Here is a 14,308-nt window from a genome sequence, read left to right as displayed (position 1 = left end):
CTGGCACACTGGGGACCCATGTCTGAAGGTGCCCCGACCGAGCCCACCCCCGCCGAGGACCTGCGCACCACCGAGGTCGATCTCGGCGGCCTGGTGAACGTCCTCGCCACCCACCTCTACTCCACGCCGCTGGTCGCCCTGCGCGAACTCGTCCAGAACGCCCACGACTCGCACACCCGCCGGCTCCTGGAGGACCCCCAGGGCGAACACCGCCCGATGATCAGGGTGCGCGCCGACGCCGTGCGGCGGACCGTCGCCGTCGAGGACACCGGGGCCGGCCTCACCGAGCCGGAGATCCACTCCTACCTCGCCACCGTCGGCACCGGCTACACCCGGATGCTGCGCGAGCTGACCGGCAACCAGGAGCTGATCGGCGCCTTCGGCCTGGGCTTCCTGTCCGCCTTCTCGGTCGCCGACGAGGTCACCGTCACCACCACCTCGCACCGCGAGCCGGGGCTCGGCCACCGCTACCGCAGCCGCGGCGGCGAGCAGTACCGGGTCGAGCGGGTCGCCGCCAGGCCGCAGCCGGGCACCGTGGTCGAACTGGCCCTCAAGCCCGAGCACGCCCACCTCGCCGACGAGCACGCCCTGCGCGAAGTCCTCGGACGCTACTGCGTGCTGCTGCCCATCCCGGTCTACGTCGGCGAGGACACCGAGCCCGTCAACGCCGTCCAGGTGCCCTGGCGCCGGCCCGTCGACGGCGACCAGCACGCCGCCCGGATGCGCTTCGCCAACGCCTTCGGCCGCCGCTTCGAACCGCTCACCGCCTTCCCCGTCCACCCCGTCGAGGGCGCCACCGACGCCGTCGGCCTGCTCTGGGTCCAGGACGGCGGCACCTACGGCAGCACCGACAACCGCGACCTCGCCGTCTACCTGCGCGGCATGCTGCTCGCCGAGGACGCCCGCGACCTGCTGCCCGGCTGGGCCGGGTTCATCGGCGGCGTGGTCGAGTCCAACCGGCTCACCCCCACCGCCAGCCGCGAGGACCTCCAGCGCGACGAGCACTACCGCGCCCTGCAGCGGGCCCTCGCCGACGCCGTCGTCGACGGCCTGTACGAGACGGCCCGGCTGCGGCCCGCCGTCTGGCGGCGCATCCTCACCCGGCACGGCCAGGACCTGCTCGGCGCCGCGCTCTGCGACGAACGCCTGTTCACCCTGCTCGCCGACGACGTCCCGGTGCCCACCTCGCAGGGCGACCTCACTGCGGGCGGCCTGCGCGCGGCCGGCGGGGGAGCGGTGCACGTCGCGCTCGGCAGCGGCGGCGGCTTCGAGGAGATGCTCTACCGCGCCATGCGGGTGCCGATCGCCCGCGGCGACCGCTACGCCGTCCTGCCGTTCCTGCGCCGCTACGCCCAGCTGCGCGGCTGCCGGCTGGTCGAGCTGGGCAGCGAGCAGGGCAACCGCGAACTGTTCCGCGACCCGGAGCGCCCGCTGCCGCCGGAGGAGTCGGCCTGGCTGGCCGGCGCCCTCACCGACCCGGGCGAGCAGCTCGTCCCGGCCCGCTTCGACCCGCCCGGCCTGCCGCTGGTCCTGGTTCCCGACCGCGAGGCCGAGCTGAAGGCCAGGATCGAGGACGACCAGGCCGACGCCCGGATCCCGTCCGCCGCGCTGCGGCTGGCGCGGTCGTTCACCGCCCGCACCGGCGGCGAGGTCAAGGCCCGGCTCTACCTCAACCTGGCCTGCCCGGCCGTCCAGGACCTGCTCACCGCCTACCGTGCCGGGCACACCGGCAGCGCCACCGCGGCCGGGCTGCTCCGCTCGCTCAAGGTGATCATGGCCTCCGCCTCGGCCGGCCCCTCCGAGGGGGACCTCGGCGCCGCGCTGGCCGGCATCGGCACGGCGGTCTCCGCGCTGACCGCCGCCGTGCCGGCGGGCCTCCCGGCCGTCCCGGACAGCCCCGGGGCGCTGCCGGAGCAGGCGTGACGGTCCGCCCGACGGATTGTCAGTGGCCCGCGGTAGACAACTCATGAGCACGACGCAGGGGGAGATCCCATGACGACCGACATCTGGGCCTGGGTGCACGACACCCACCGCCAGCTGGCCGAGGCCGGCCACAGGCGGCTGGCCGACGCCATCTACGAGCTCCCGGGCCACGCCAACGAGGGCCGCAACGACCAGCTCGACGCGGTCTACCCGGAGGCGGTGGCCTCCGCCCGGGCGCTCGGCCTGCCCTGGGTCGAGGTCTACCTGCGGCACTGGCGGATGCAGAACCTGCTGAACAAGCGCCACCAGGGCGAGCAGGCCCTGCCCGAGGCGGTGGACCTGCTGGAGTTCGCCCACCGGGAGGAGACCGTCGGCTGCCCCCAGTCGGTCTGCGTGGTGCAGGACTTCGCGATCTGCCACGCCCGGGTCGACGGCCCCGGCTACGTGCCGGAGCGGCTGGAGGTGCTCGGCGAGACACTGGCCAGGATCGAGCCCGCCCGCGCCTGCTTCGACTGCCTCTCCCGCGAGTACGCCGACGCGCTCGAGGACGACGGCCGCCCCGCCGAGGCGCTCAGCCACCTCGACACCGCGGCCGCCCGAATACAGGCGGCCGGCGAGCGGCTCTCGCTGCACTTCCACCACTCGCGGGCCGGCACCCTGCACCGTCTGGGCCGGCACGAGGAGGTGCTCGCCCTGATCGACACCGCCGAACGGGCCGAGCGCGCCCGGGGCCGCGAGATCGACGAGAGCGACCGGCTCTGGGGCGGCCTGCTGAGGGCCCGCGCGCTGGCCTCGCTCGGCCGGACGGACGAGGCGCTCCCGCTGCTGCCCTCCCGGGACGCCGCCGAGCGCCACGCCGACCTGCGCCACGCCTGGACGGAGACGGTCGCCCTCCTGGTCGCGGCCGGCGCCTGGGAGAACGACGCCGAACTGGGCGCCGTCCTGGCCGGCTGGGTCGGCTACCTGGACGGCACCGGCTCGCACCGCCCCTGCGTGGACCTGGCCCTGGCGGCCGGTCGGCTGGCCGTCGCCCGCGGCGCCCGCACGGTGGCCCTCACGCTCGCCGCGACCGCGGAGCGCAAGCTCACCCGGCTGCGGCGCACCGACGACGTGGCCGAGGACGTCGGGGCCCTGCGCGCGGCCGCCGAGGCGCTCCCGGTGCCCGAGCTGCCGGTGCCGCCCGGCGAACTGACGGCACACCTGGCCGAGGCCCGGGTGCCCTTCGAGACCGGCGCCGACCTGCTCTCCGTCGCCCTGGACCGGTACCGGGGTGAGCAGGCCGGCGCCACCGAGCTGGTCCTCCTGCTGGCCAACGTGCTGGGCGGGCTCGGCCACGCCCGCGCCGCCGCCGACCTGCTGTGGCGCCGGCTGGACGCCGACCCGGACCACCAGGAGCTGATCGGCACCCTGGGCCACGCCCTGATCCAGGCCGCCGACGCGGAGGGCGTGCGCCGCCTCGCCGACCGGCTGGCCGCCACCAGCCCGGCCGACGGGCACTGGGTCCGCGCCCGCTGGGCCGCCGCCGAGGGCCGCTGGGCCGAGGTGCTGGAGCAGTGCGGGGCGATCCTCGCGCTGGACGCGAGCCGGATCAACACCCGCCGGCTGGCCGCAGCCGCCGCCACCCGGCTGGGCGACCACGCCACCGCGCAGCGGCTCTACCAGGAGCTGCTGGAGCACGCCCTGCCGGCCGAGGAGGCCGCGGAGGAGGACCTGCACCGGACGGTCCAGGAGCCCGACCTCTGGCACCTGATCACCGCGGCCACCGCCAACCGGGACTGGGCCGTGGTCCGCGCCACCGGTGCCCGGCTCGGCATCGAGTTCGACGCGCCCGAGGGCCCGGTGGACGAGGAGTGGCAGCTCGTCACCGTTCGGGCCACCCGCACCAACGGCTCGACGGCCGACCTGCCCGCGGTCCGGACCGGCCCGGCCACCGCCCGGATCCTGCCGGTGCTCGGCGACGACGTGGCGCTCAACCACGGCGACGTGGTGGTGTTCGCCCCGGCCCTGCTGGAGGAGCCGCCGGACGAGGGGGTCCCCGAGGCGGAGCGGGTCCGCTGGCGTCCGGTGTTCGAGCTGCTGACCCTGCTCGACCCGGCCGGCTACACCACCTACTGGATCGACGGGGCCTGGCCCGGCGACGAGGCCTGGACCGCGCTGCGCGACGGGCTGCGGGAGGCCGGCCACGCGGTCTGGGCGTACAGCGGTGAGCAGTACCACGTCCACGACCCGGCGGACGAGGACGAGGAGGCGATGACGCTGCCGGGCGTCTACGCCGCGCTCGGGGTGCCGCCGACCGCTTCGGCCGCCGAGGCCGACGCCTTGATGCACCGGCTCACCGCCGACTGGGAGCATCCGCTCGCCTGGTTCGACCTGGCCAAGGCCGCGGGCGCGGACATCGGCCGGCACACGGAGATCATCGATCGCTACGGGCTCTGAGCCCGGCCCGCTCCGTCCCGTCCCGCCGCGCCCACCGTCCGCCGGGGTACCCCGAGGCCGTCCGGTCGGCATCCTGCCGGCCTCGGGGGTCCCCATGGTGATCCCCGGGGCCCCGCGCCGTGGCCCTGACGTGGCGCGGTTCCCGTGGCGTGTCGCGGCGTCCCGTGGCGTGGCGTGTCGCGGTGTGCCGTACCGTCCCGGGTCGGTCTCCGGGGCGGTCGAGCCGCTGCGGGCTCCGGGTCCCGCCGTCCGGCTCGGTACCGGCCGCCCGCCCCACCGTGCCGGGTGGGCGATCGCGACGCAGGTCGCGGGACGTCTCGTACATGTGCGTCAAGCTGTTCGATCGGGCAAGGTGTAACCCGAGATCGAACGGTGGCCGGCGGCCACCAGGGGCGGCGAGGAGCGCAAGTGCCGAAGCGGGGCCGACCGGGTGCGGGCAAGCGGACGAGGGGAGGCCGGGCGGTACGCCAGACACGGCAGGCGCCGCCGAAGCCGGTGCACCCCGCGGACGCACCGCCCACCGAGGGCCTGCTCGGCCACCCCGCCCCGCCCGTCGAGCCCACCACCGTCGTCCCGCTCGTCCCGCCCGCCCCGGAGACCAGGGGGCTGCTGGCGCCGGAACCGGCGGGGCCGGCGCCGGAGCCGGCTGGGGAACCGGCACCGACGTCGGCACCGGAACCGGCTGGGGAACCGGCTGCGCGGCCGGAACCGGCGGGGCCGGCACCGGAGCGGTCCCCGGCCCGGGACGCCGAGCCCGGGACCGAACCGCACCCCGAGCTCACCGTCGACCTGCGCCCCCGGGATGCCCGCCCCGAGGCGGGCCGCCCGGCCCGGCGGCGCTCCGTCGCCGAGGACACCCTCACCCCCGAGGAGTGGCGCGCGGCCGGCTACACCCCGCCCACCGGCATCCCGATCCCCGAGCTCACCCCCGGTGCCCCCGGCGAGGCGCCCTGGCCGGACCGGATGCGCACCCTGCTGCGCACCCCGATGTCCGAGCGCCCCGCCTTCGAGCGGACCGCCCGGGAGCTGCACCCCTCGGCCGGCGCAGCCCGCAACGTCCCCCGCATCCTCGACCTCACCCTCCGCATCGGCGAGCTGATGCTGGCCAGCGGCGAGGCGGCCGAGGACGTCGAGGCCGCGATGCTCGGCATCGCCCACGCCTACCGGCTGGACCACTGCGAGCCGCAGGTGACCTTCACCCTGATCGGCATCTCCCACCAGCCCTCGCTGGTGGAGCCGCCGGTCACCGCCGACCGCGTGGTGCGCCGCCGCACCTCCGACTACACCCGGCTGAACGCGGTGTACGAGCTGGTCGCGGACATCACGGCGGAGAAGGTGACGGTCAACGACGCCTACCGGCGGCTGGCCCTGATCCGCCGCAACCGGCACCCGTACCCGGCCTGGCTGCTCGCCCTGACCACCGGTCTGCTGGCCGGCGCGGCGACCTTCCTGGTCGGCGGGCAGGCCGACGACAAGGCCTGGCTGGTCTTCGCCAGCGCCTTCGTCGCGGCGGTCCTCGGCGACCGGCTGGCCTCCGCGCTGGCCCGGCGCCGGCTGCCGGAGTTCTACCAGTTCGTGGCGGCCGCGATGCCGGCCGCGGCCTCCGGGATCATCCTGTCCTTCAACGACTGGGGCCTGCGCGGCTCGGTCGTCATCACCGGCGGCCTGTTCGCCCTGCTGCCGGGGCGCGCCCTGGTCGCCGCCGTCCAGGACGGCCTGACCGGCTTCTACATCACCGCGGCGGCCCGTCTGCTGGAGGTGATCTACCTGGTCGCGGGCATCGTGATAGGCGTCATGGTGATCCTCTACCTGGGCGTCGGCTTCGAGGCGAAGCTGCGTCCGGACGAGAGCCTGGCCGGGGTCAGCTCCCCGCCGATCCAGATGGTCGCCGCGATGCTGCTGACCCTGGCCTTCGCGATGCTGCTGCAGACCGACCGCCGCACCCTCGCCCTGGTCACCGCCAACAGCGGCATCGGCTGGGCCAGTTACGGAGCGCTGGTCTACAACGCGGGGGTCAACCAGATCGCGGCGACGGGTGTGGCGGCCGGTCTGGTCGGCCTCTTCGGCCAGCTGATGGCGCGCTACCGCAACGGCTCGGCGCTGCCGTACGTGACCGCCGCGATCGGCCCGCTGATGCCGGGTTCGGCGCTCTACCTCGGGATGCTGGCCTTCGCCCAGGGGCACTCCAGCACCGGCCTGGTGTCGGTGTTCCGGGCGGCGGCGATCGCGATGGCGCTGGCGGTCGGGGTCAACCTCGGTGGCGAGATCGCCCGGCTGTTCCTGAAGCTCCCGGTCGGCGCCGAGCTGCCGTCGCTGCCCCCGGTGGTGCCCCGCCGGGCGGCGAAGCGCACCCGGGGGTTCTGACCGTGCGTTGACCCGTGTTGGAGCAGCGTTGGGCTCCGGGCCATGTCACGGCAGGCAGTACGCAGGACCAGGAACGAAGGTAAGACCCATGACCACACTGCTGGACGGCTACCGCGAGCACATCGTCAACGCGCACAAGCAGCCGCTGTTCCTGCTGCTGGTCGGCTTCATCGTCTCCTTCGTCTTCATCCGGTTCAGCGTCCGGATGATCCGCGCCCAGGTGCGCTGGTGGCCCGGCAACGTGACCCCGGGCGGGCTGCACATCCACCACATGGTGTTCGGCCTGGGCTTCCTGCTGGTCGGCGGCATCGGGGTGTTCGCCACCTACGGAGGGGCCCCCTGGATCGACTGGTTCGGCCTGGTCTTCGGCATCGGCTGCGGTCTGGTGCTGGACGAGTTCGCGCTGATCCTGCACCTGAACGACGTCTACTGGAGCGAGCAGGGCCGCAAGTCGGTGGACGCGGTGATCTTCGGGATCCTGTTCACCGCCCTGCTCCTGATCGGGTACGTCCCGTTCGGCGCCCTGCCCGGAGAGGACACCCGGTGGGGGCTGATCACGGTGATCTCGGTCAACGCCCTGGCCTCGGTGATCACCCTGCTCAAGGGCAAGGTGTGGACCGGCCTGCTCGGGATCATGGTCCCCGGCCTCTCCTGGATCGGCGCGATCCGGCTGGCCCGCCCGAGCAGCCCGTGGGCCCGCTGGCGCTACAAGCCGCACTCCCGGCGCCGGGCGCGCGCGCTCCGGCGTGAGCGCCTGCTGCACCGGCGTGCGGACCGGGCCCGCACCTGGCTGTTCGACCTGATCGCCGGAGCGCCCGACAAGGTGCCCGCCAACCACCCGGCGGCGCATCGGGTCGCCGAGCGGATGGCCGCCCGGGCCACCGCCCACCTGGACGCGCACGCGGCCCGCTCGCTGGCCCGCCGCCGGGCCCGCCTGGCCGACCGGCGCTCGGCCGCCGCCGGGGCGCCGCACTCGCCCGCGGCACCGGCGCAGCCGGCCGAGGCCGTCCACGGCAGCGGCCCCGGCCGCACCCGCGGGGCGCAGCAGCGGCGCCGTACGGTCCGGGCCGGGCGCAACCGGACGTACGCGCTCGGTACCGCGGGGCAGGAGACGCGGCCCGAACGGCACCCCCGCCTGCGGCCGCGCACCCGCCGGATCCGGCGGTAGTCCGCGCGCCGCGCCCGAGCGCGCGGGCGTGATGCCCGATCAGATCATCGGATGCTCACCCGACCGGCGGAGCGCGTTCCCGGCGCGAAATCCGCCGGAATTGAGAACATGGTCCGTCAGTGACCGTTCTGTCATGTGATGGGATGATCCGTCGGACCTTCCGCCGCCCGGGCCGCCGCCCGCCCGTGCCGCTCGGCGTCCGCCGCCCGTCCCTCCGGACCCACGAGAAGGGATGTCCCGTGGCGCGCAGGCTCCTGCCGACCCTGCTGTTGTCCCTCACCGCTCTGCTCGGGCTGCTCCCCGCGGCCCAGGCCGCCCCCGCGGATCCCGAGCCGCCGGCCGGACCGCTCCGGGGCGCGGCCGCGGGAGCGGAGCCGTACCCGACCCCCGAGGAGATCGACCGGGCCCGCGCCGAGGCCGACGGCAAGGCCGCCTCGGTCGCCGCGCTGGAGGCCGCGCTCACCACCGCCCGCTCCGAACTCGACCGGGCCGGGCGCGGCGCCGAACAGGCCGTCGAGGCCTACAACGGCGCGCAACTCGCCCTCAGCCGTGCCCGCGCCCAGGAGGCGGCGGCCGCCCAACGCGCGGCCGCCGCCGAGGCCGCCCGCTCCGAGGCCGCCGAGGACGCCGCCCGGCTCGCCGCGGAGACGTACCGCCAGGGCGCGGGCGCCGAACTGTCCGCACTCAACGCCCTGCTCGGCGCCCACGGCGCGCGGGACGCCGGCGACCGCGCGGCCGCGGTCGGCGTGGTCAGCGAGCGCACCCGGCAGATCCTGGACGCCGCCACCTCCACGGCCGCCGCCGCCAAGGCCGCCTCCGCCACCGCCCGCACCGCCACCGCGGCCGCCGAGAAGGCCGCGACCGAGGTCGGCGCCGCCAGGGCGCGGGCCGAACAGCGGCTCGCCGTCCAGCAGGGCGAGGTGGCCGCCGCCACCCGGCGCCGCGAGCAGCTGCTCGCCGAACTGGCCGCCGCTCGGCACACCACCGTCGAGCTGGAACGCAGGCGCCGCGACGCCCTCGAGGCGATCGCCGCCCGCGAGGCCGAGGCGGCCGCCCGCGCCGCGGCCGAACAGGCGGCTCGCGAAGCCGAAGCAGCCGCCGCTGCCGCCGCCACCCCGGCAGCACCGCCGCAGCCGCGGCCCTGGTCCGAGCAGGGCGCGGCCGCCGCCGTGGCCTTCGCCCGTTCCACGATCGGCCTGCCCTACGTCTGGGGCGGCGAGGGCCCGGACGGCTACGACTGCTCGGGGCTGACCATGATGGCCTGGCGCACCGGCGGCAAGCAGCTCAACCACTTCGCCGCCGACCAGTACGCCCAGTCCACCCCGATCACCTACCGCGACCTGCGCCCCGGCGACCTGGTCTTCTGGACGGACACCGGTCGTGCCGAGGACATCCACCACGTCGGCCTCTACATCGGCGACGACCAGATGATCGAGGCCCCCCGGGTCGGCATGCCGGTCAAACAGGCCAGCCTCTGGATCATGGGCACCCCGGACTTCTACGCCCGCCCGTAGCGGTCCGGCCGCCCGTAGCGGTCCGCCCGCCCGCAGCGGTCCGCCCGGCCCGGAGCCCCGGCAACAGGCCGGGACAGGGCCCACGGAGTCAGCGGCAGAGATCCATGATCGTGTCCTCGAAGTCGGGGAACTCCAGGGTCGCTTGCTCCACGACAGCAGTGGGCGGCTGCCGTCGGTCGGGGGCGAATCGTTCCGCGACGGCCGTGAGCTCCGGGTCGGGCCGCGGTGTCCGGTCGGGTTCGTACGAGGTGGCTGCTTCGCAGGGGCCGAAGCCGCCGGCCAGCAGCCACAGGAAGTCGCCCAGGTCGCGGGCCAGGACACCGGTCTCACCCTCGGAGCCGAGGAAGACGACGGGCTGGTCAGGGAGCGGGCGGTCCGGGCGGATCAGCCAGAACGCTGCGTATCCGCCGGTACCGTCCTGGCCGAACACCCGGAAGTCGTCGCCGTTCAGCTCCGTGTTGCCGGTCCAGGCCCGGAACCAGTCGGTGGTGTCCTCGGCGGACAGGAAGGTCGGGAAGGGCTCGAAGTCGATCCCCTCGCCGTCGTCGAAGTCGAACGGGGCGGCCAGGGCGGCGGCGAGTGCGGGAGGGAACCGTCGGTCGTCGGTGTGTGTCACGCGCAGAGGCTAGCGATCACCGGTGTCACCGGAGAGCCGCCCCGGCACGCGGCCCGGGGCGAGGCCGCACCTCCTACCGACCCACCTCGGCCGGGCGGGACGCCGTGGACGACGGCGCGACCTACCGCCGACCGCGAGCTCCGGGCCGCGAGCTCCGGGCCCCGGGCCCCGCGGCCGTGACCGGCGTCGGCCGCGGATGTCAGTGGCCGACGCTAGCGTGGCCGGTCCGATCACCCCTGAGGAGGCACCGTGCGGTTGCGGAACGTGGAAGCGGGCGACGTCGAGGCGTACGTCCGGATGCGGTGCGACGCCGGGATGATGGCCGAGCTGGGCGGCCCGCTGCCGCGGGAGGCGGTGGAGGAGCGGCTGCGCAAGGACCTCCGGCTGGTGGCGGAGGACAGCGCCTGGGCCAAGATGATCGTCCCGGACGGCGCCGCCGACGGGGAGGTGGCCGGCGCCGTCATGCTCTGGCAGGCCGAGGAGGAGGACGGCGCCGTCGTCAGCGAGATCGGCTGGATGGTGCTGCCCGAGTACCAGGGCCGCGGCTTCGCCAAGGCGGCGACGCGTGCGGTCCTGGACGCCGCGGCGCAGGACGGCCGCTGGGGCGAGGTGCACGCCAACCCGGGGGTCGCCAACGGCGCCTCCAACGGGATCTGCCGCACCCTCGGCTTCCGGCTGCTCGGCGAGCGGGACGTCGACTTCGCGGGCCGGATCCTGCGCACCAACCACTGGGTGGTGACCCCGGGCGAGCACACCGGGTCGGGTACGGAATAAATCGGATGCCCCGCCCGGCGGGCCGCCGTACGGTGGCCGGATGGGCAACAGCAACGATGAAGCCGCCGTTGACACCGTGAGCGGGCTCCAGGTCCGGGCCGTCTCCGTGGACGAGGTCGAGGCCTGGAACCGGGCGCTCAATCTCGGCTTCCTGCGCCCCCACGCGGGCGTCGCGCCGGACCTGCGCCGCAGGCAGTGGCAGCCGGGCCGGATGCTGGCCGGGCTGGACGGCGACCGGCAGGTCGCCACCTTCCGCAGCTTCGACGTGGAGCTGACCGTCCCGGGCGGTGCCGTCGTCCAGGCGGACGCGATCACCAATGTGACGGTCAGTTCGACGCACCGCCGCCGGGGCCTGCTGAGCGCGATGATGCGGCGGGACCTCGCCTCGGCCGCCGAGCGCGGCTGCGCGGTCGCCATCCTGGTCGCCGCCGAGTACGGCATCTACGGCCGGTTCGGCTTCGGCCCGGCCACTCGGGGCAGCGGCTGGAAGGTCGACCTGGGCCGCGCCGGCGGCCTGCGCGAGGGCCTGCCGGGCGTGCCGGGCGGCCGGATCGACTTCGCGACCCTCGCGGAACTGCGCGAACTCGGCGCCCCGCTGTACGACCGGTGGCGGCTCACCCAGCCCGGCGCGATCGCCCGGGACGACATCTGGTGGCAGCGCCGCACCAACGAGATCCAGGTGCCGGGCGACGACTTCAAGGAGCCCTTCGCCGCCGTCCACCGCGACGCCGACGGCGAGGTCACCGGCCTGGTGGTGTACCGGGTCGACGACAAGTGGGACGGCTCCTACCCCGACTGCACGCTCACGGTGGACGACTTCCTCGCCCTCGACCTGCCCACCGCGGTCGAGCTGTGGCGGCTGGTCCTGTCCGTCGACTGGGTGCGCAAGGTCGTGGTGGACAACCTCTCCCCGGACGACCCGCTGCCGCTGCTCCTCCGGGACCCGCGCGCGGCCACCCCGCACGAGGAGAACTCCGACTTCATGTGGCTGCGGCTGCTGGACGTCGAGGCCGCCTTCGGCGCCCGCAGCTACGGCGCCCCCGGCCGGGTGGTGCTGGAGGTCGAGGACCGGCTCGGCTATGCCTCGGGCCGCTTCGCGATCGAGGTCGCCGAGGACGGCAGCGGCCGCTGCACCCGGACCACCGACGACGCCGATCTCGCCCTCGGCGCTTCCGAGTTGGGCTCGCTCTACCTCGGCTGCGAGACGGCCCCGAGGCTGGCCGCGGCGGCCCTGCTCACCGAACTGCGTCCGGGCGCGGCGGCCGCCGCGGACCTGCTGTTGCGCGCCCCGCTGCAGCCGTGGACGCCGACCGAGTTCTGAACCGCCCGGACGCGCCGGGTGGCCGGCCCGCGCACGGCGGGCCGGCCCCCGGGTGTTCTCCGACGTCCCGGTCCCGGCGGCCGAAGCCGGGCCCACCGCGGCCACGACCCCGACGCCGGCCCCCAGCGCTACTTGACCGCCGTCCTGCCGATCGTCGGCAGGATGAAGTCCTGGATCAGCCCCTTGGCGTCGCGCACGATCGGCCGGAACACCCGGTAGCGCGAGAGGTTGATCACCCGGGCGGCCATCGGAGTCGACCGGCGGACGAACTCCCGGGTCCGCTCGGTGTCCTCGGTCCGGTCGAAGACCCAGTAGAGGACGACGACCATCAGGTTCAGCCAGAGCACGTCGGGCAGCAGCTCCACCAGTTCGGCGTCGAGCTTCGGCGCCAGGTCCGAGCCCTGGAGGACCTCGCAACCCCGCCAGCGACCCCAGCGAGATGCACCGCTTCTGTCTCAACCACGTGGTCGCAAGTAGCGATTCTTGGTTGGACCCCGCCGAGGTCGACGCGGTTGTCCTGGCCGGCCTCGGTGCCCCGGAGCCCGGCGCCCAGACGCCGACCACCCACCCGTGGCCGGTCTCCACGTCCACGCCCACCAGGGCCGTGGCGTCGTCGCTCTTGCTGCCGTCAAAGCCGAGCGCCACCAGGTGAGCTGACCGGACCACACCACAGGCCCCGGCCGAACCCGTCGTCCGTCTGACAGGTGGCCGGGACCTACGGCTACCGAACTTGATCGAGGGATGTCAGCGCCGTTCGCCTGACATCGGAGGGCCAGCGCCGGTAGCCCTGAAGTGTGAGGTGCCTAATAGTGTCTAACATCGTCCGTCCATTGGCGCCCGCATTGTTTGCACTTATATTCAAATTGGGTGGCCGGGTCCTTGTAATAGGAGACACCCGTTGGGAGCTCAATGTACTGCTTGCTCAGCACTTTTACCCGCCTATGAGGGCACAAGCTTTGCGGGTACTCATAGTAGATCCGGCCCCGATACAGGCCCCGGAATCGCCGGATTTTCTGCCATGCGGACATATCGCCCTCCGCAAACGGCTAGGATCGCATCCTTACTGTCCAGGGTCTCTCGGAAGCGGGCTGAGCATCATACCGGTAACGGAGGATGCGACTCGCCACCACCGGCGCGGCTGCCGAGCTGCGAATCGCTCGACCGCTGGTGTCAGGCAGTGATCAAGCTGGCCCGCCCATGGGCCTGAGGTCGGCCCGACGCCCAACCCGTTCCCGCCATCACGAGTTCAAGCTCACTATTTCGTGGCTACTTTCCCTATGGTCGGCAGGATGAAGTCCTGGATCAGGCCCTTGGCATCCCGGACGATCGGCCGGAACACTCGATAGCGCGACAGGTTGATCAACCTGGCAGCCATGGGCGTAGACCTGCGGACAAATTCCCGGGTCCGCGCGGTGTCCTCGGTCCGGTCGAAGACCCAATAAAGCACCACAACCATGAGATGCAGCCACAGGACATCCGGCAGCAGTCCGACCAACTCGGCATCCAGCTTTGGTGCCAGGTCGGAGCCGGCCAGTACTTCCCGGAACAGCTCGACGGCGGTGGCACGGGCCGGATGCGACTCGTTGGAGAACGGGCTCAGTGAGCTGGTCGGGTCCGCTGCTGTCCGGAAGAACTGGGCGGCGAACTCGTGGTACGGCGCCGCAGTGTCGATCCATGACGTGATGGCAATTTCCAGCCGCTCGGCAAAGTCGCGCGTTTCTGTCATTCGATTTCGCGCATTCGCGGCATGGTCATGAGTCATCCGGTCATAGAAGCCCTGAATTAGGAACTCTTTTCCGGCGAAATAGTAATACGCATTCCCGACCGAAATTCCCGCCTCGCCGGCGATGGCGCGCATCGTGGTCTTCTCGTAGCCCCGCTCCTGGAACAGCCGCATGGCCGTCTCCAGGATCAGCGCCCGGGTCGCCTCGCTCTTGTCCGTCTTCGGTTGGGCCCGGCCGCCGGGCAGGGGCCCGGTCTCCGTGCCGGGTGCGGCCGAGGGCTCGGCCGCACCCTTCCCGTCGTCCGTTCGGTTCGTCGCTGCCAGGTCGTCCACGGGGACGAGCCTAGCGGGACACGACGCTCCACCCGGTGTCGGTGCTGTCGGTGCTCGCGGTACCGGATGCCCCCTCCGCATCCGGTACCACGAACCGCACCCCCGTGATTTCGAACGCGTTCAAAACCGCGGGAGC

At 74.0% G+C, this 14,308-nt stretch carries 10 protein-coding genes; 7 read left to right on the top strand and 3 right to left on the bottom strand.

Features of this window, described 5'->3' with window-relative positions:
* The first annotated feature begins 18 nt into the window (after positions 1-18).
* The 5 genes from ACGF07_RS17360 (at position 19) to ACGF07_RS17340 (ending at position 9,405) form a co-directional block, all read left to right on the top strand.
* On the top strand, positions 19-1,923 hold the full coding sequence (locus tag ACGF07_RS17360; RefSeq protein ID WP_350740584.1) for an ATP-binding protein: 1,905 nt from the start codon (positions 19-21) through the stop codon (positions 1,921-1,923).
* 69 nt (positions 1,924-1,992) lie between these two features.
* Positions 1,993-4,359, top strand: a complete 2,367-nt coding sequence (locus ACGF07_RS17355) for a hypothetical protein (RefSeq protein WP_392899546.1) — start codon at positions 1,993-1,995, stop codon at positions 4,357-4,359.
* Between the two features lie 609 nt (positions 4,360-4,968).
* Positions 4,969-6,723: a threonine/serine exporter family protein gene (locus ACGF07_RS17350; protein ID WP_392899653.1), complete on the top strand. Its 1,755-nt coding sequence runs from the start codon at positions 4,969-4,971 to the stop codon at positions 6,721-6,723.
* An 88-nt stretch (positions 6,724-6,811) separates the two neighbouring features.
* Positions 6,812-7,891: a hypothetical protein gene (locus tag ACGF07_RS17345; RefSeq protein WP_392899543.1), complete on the top strand. Its 1,080-nt coding sequence runs from the start codon at positions 6,812-6,814 to the stop codon at positions 7,889-7,891.
* Positions 7,892-8,130: 239 nt separating this feature from the next.
* On the top strand, positions 8,131-9,405 hold the full coding sequence (locus ACGF07_RS17340) for a C40 family peptidase (protein WP_392899540.1): 1,275 nt from the start codon (positions 8,131-8,133) through the stop codon (positions 9,403-9,405).
* A gap of 88 nt (positions 9,406-9,493) precedes the next feature.
* On the opposite strand, the gene ACGF07_RS17335 is transcribed toward ACGF07_RS17340, so the two are convergent.
* Positions 9,494-10,021, bottom strand: a complete 528-nt coding sequence (locus ACGF07_RS17335; protein WP_392899539.1) for an SMI1/KNR4 family protein — start codon at positions 10,019-10,021, stop codon at positions 9,494-9,496.
* A 249-nt stretch (positions 10,022-10,270) separates the two neighbouring features.
* Between ACGF07_RS17335 and ACGF07_RS17330 the strand changes: the two genes are divergently transcribed.
* Positions 10,271-10,795 (top strand): GNAT family N-acetyltransferase, encoded by a 525-nt coding sequence (locus ACGF07_RS17330; RefSeq protein WP_392899536.1) that lies wholly within the window; start codon positions 10,271-10,273, stop codon positions 10,793-10,795.
* 40 nt (positions 10,796-10,835) lie between these two features.
* A complete protein-coding gene (locus ACGF07_RS17325; RefSeq protein ID WP_392899534.1) occupies positions 10,836-12,116 on the top strand; it encodes a GNAT family N-acetyltransferase in 1,281 nt (426 codons plus the stop codon).
* Between the two features lie 128 nt (positions 12,117-12,244).
* Here the strand turns inward: ACGF07_RS17325 and ACGF07_RS17320 are convergent, their stop codons facing one another.
* Together ACGF07_RS17320 and ACGF07_RS17315 are read right to left on the bottom strand one after the other, a co-directional pair.
* Positions 12,245-12,481, bottom strand: coding sequence for a hypothetical protein (locus ACGF07_RS17320; RefSeq protein ID WP_392899531.1), 237 nt, complete (start codon positions 12,479-12,481; stop codon positions 12,245-12,247).
* A gap of 890 nt (positions 12,482-13,371) precedes the next feature.
* Entirely contained in the window at positions 13,372-14,172 is an 801-nt protein-coding gene (locus tag ACGF07_RS17315; protein ID WP_392899529.1) for a TetR family transcriptional regulator, read from the bottom strand.
* Positions 14,173-14,308 lie beyond the last annotated feature (136 nt).

This window comes from Kitasatospora sp. NPDC048194, assembly GCF_043202455.1.
GTDB lineage: Bacteria > Actinomycetota > Actinomycetes > Streptomycetales > Streptomycetaceae > Kitasatospora.
Note: the sequence above shows the minus strand (reverse complement) of the source record. Positions and strands in the feature narration are given on the sequence as shown.

Coding starts and splice junctions, on each gene's coding strand:
- ACGF07_RS17325 (WP_392899534.1), top strand. CDS start 10,836: ATGGGCAACAGCAACGATGAAGCCGCCGTTGACACCGTGAGCGGGCTC.
- ACGF07_RS17360 (WP_350740584.1), top strand. CDS start 19: ATGTCTGAAGGTGCCCCGACCGAGCCCACCCCCGCCGAGGACCTGCGC.
- ACGF07_RS17345 (WP_392899543.1), top strand. CDS start 6,812: ATGACCACACTGCTGGACGGCTACCGCGAGCACATCGTCAACGCGCAC.
- ACGF07_RS17355 (WP_392899546.1), top strand. CDS start 1,993: ATGACGACCGACATCTGGGCCTGGGTGCACGACACCCACCGCCAGCTG.